We start from the raw sequence: 1,210 nt of genomic DNA, 5'->3' as shown, positions 1-1,210 counted from the left end.
CATCACACGCCACCACCGACACCCGCACACCCAAACCCTCCAACCGCCCCACCAACTCCCCCACACCCGCCGCACCACCACCACGCCGGCTCACCAACACCACATGCTCCGCACCCACACCCACCGCCCACTGCGCCACCCGAGCACCCAACGCACCCGTACCACCCGTCACCAACACCGTCCCCGACAACCGAAAACCACCACCCACCACACCAGAACCCACACCAGCCCGCACCAACCGCCGCACAAACACACCCGACAACCGCACCGCCACCTGATCCTCACCACACACACCCGACAACACCCCACACAACCGATCCACCACACCCCCCTCCACCACCACCGGCACATCCACCAACCCACCCCACCGCAACGGCAACTCCAAACCCACCACCCGACCCAGACCCCAGACGGAACTGGCGGTGAGGTCGGTCAGCGACTCCGAGTCGTCCACGGCGACCGCGCCGCAGGTCAGCCACCACAGTCGGCCCTCGACTCCCGCCGCACCCAGCGCCTGGGCCACCGCCAGCGCCTCGATCACGCCCGCACCGGCCAGCGAGATCAGCGAGATCAGCCCGGCGACCGGTTCCCCGGCTTCCGACGCCAGCCGGCGCGCGACCTGATCGCGGTCCAGCTCGTCCAGCACCACCGGGACGACCTCGGCGCCCCGCTCCGCCAGCCCGGCCAGCAGAGGATGTTCCTCCTGGCCGGGGAGGATCAGCACCAGCCACCTACCGGTCAGGCTTTCCCGCCCGGCCAGGGTGGCGGGCCGCCACACGATCCGATACCGCCAGGAGTCCACGACGGACTGCTGCCGGGCCTCCCGCCGCCACTGCGCGAGCTTCGGCAGGACCTCGCTGAACGGCTCGTCCCCGCGGAGGCCCAGCTCGCCGCCGACCCGGTCGGGGTCGCCGGACTCCACGGCCGCCCAGAACCGCCCGTCGAGGGCGTCGGCGTGGGCGTCCTGTGGGGTGGACGTCGCCGCCTCCGGCCAGTACCAGGTGTGGTCGAAGGCGTACGTGGGCAGGTCGACCACGCGCGGCCGGGCCCCGGCTTGCCCGTGGTACGCCGCCCAGTCGACCGGCACACCCGCCACCCACAACTGCCCGACAGCCGAGGTCAACACGCCGACTTCCGCCTGATCCCGCCGCGACGACGGAATCCGCCACACCGCACCGTCGGCGACGATCTCCGCCACCATCGCCGTCAA

At 71.6% G+C, this 1,210-nt stretch carries 1 protein-coding gene; it reads right to left on the bottom strand.

All coding sequences use genetic code 11. The features are described 5' to 3' along the window. Positions 1-1,126 (bottom strand): KR domain-containing protein (locus ACSNOB_RS31880; protein ID WP_436691142.1); only part of this gene is annotated, 1,126 nt, incomplete at its 3' end. Positions 1,127-1,210: the final 84 nt, after the last annotated feature.

The organism is Micromonospora sp. URMC 106, from assembly GCF_051386395.1.
Classification (GTDB): Bacteria; Actinomycetota; Actinomycetes; order Mycobacteriales; family Micromonosporaceae; genus Micromonospora.
Note: the sequence above shows the minus strand (reverse complement) of the source record. Positions and strands in the feature narration are given on the sequence as shown.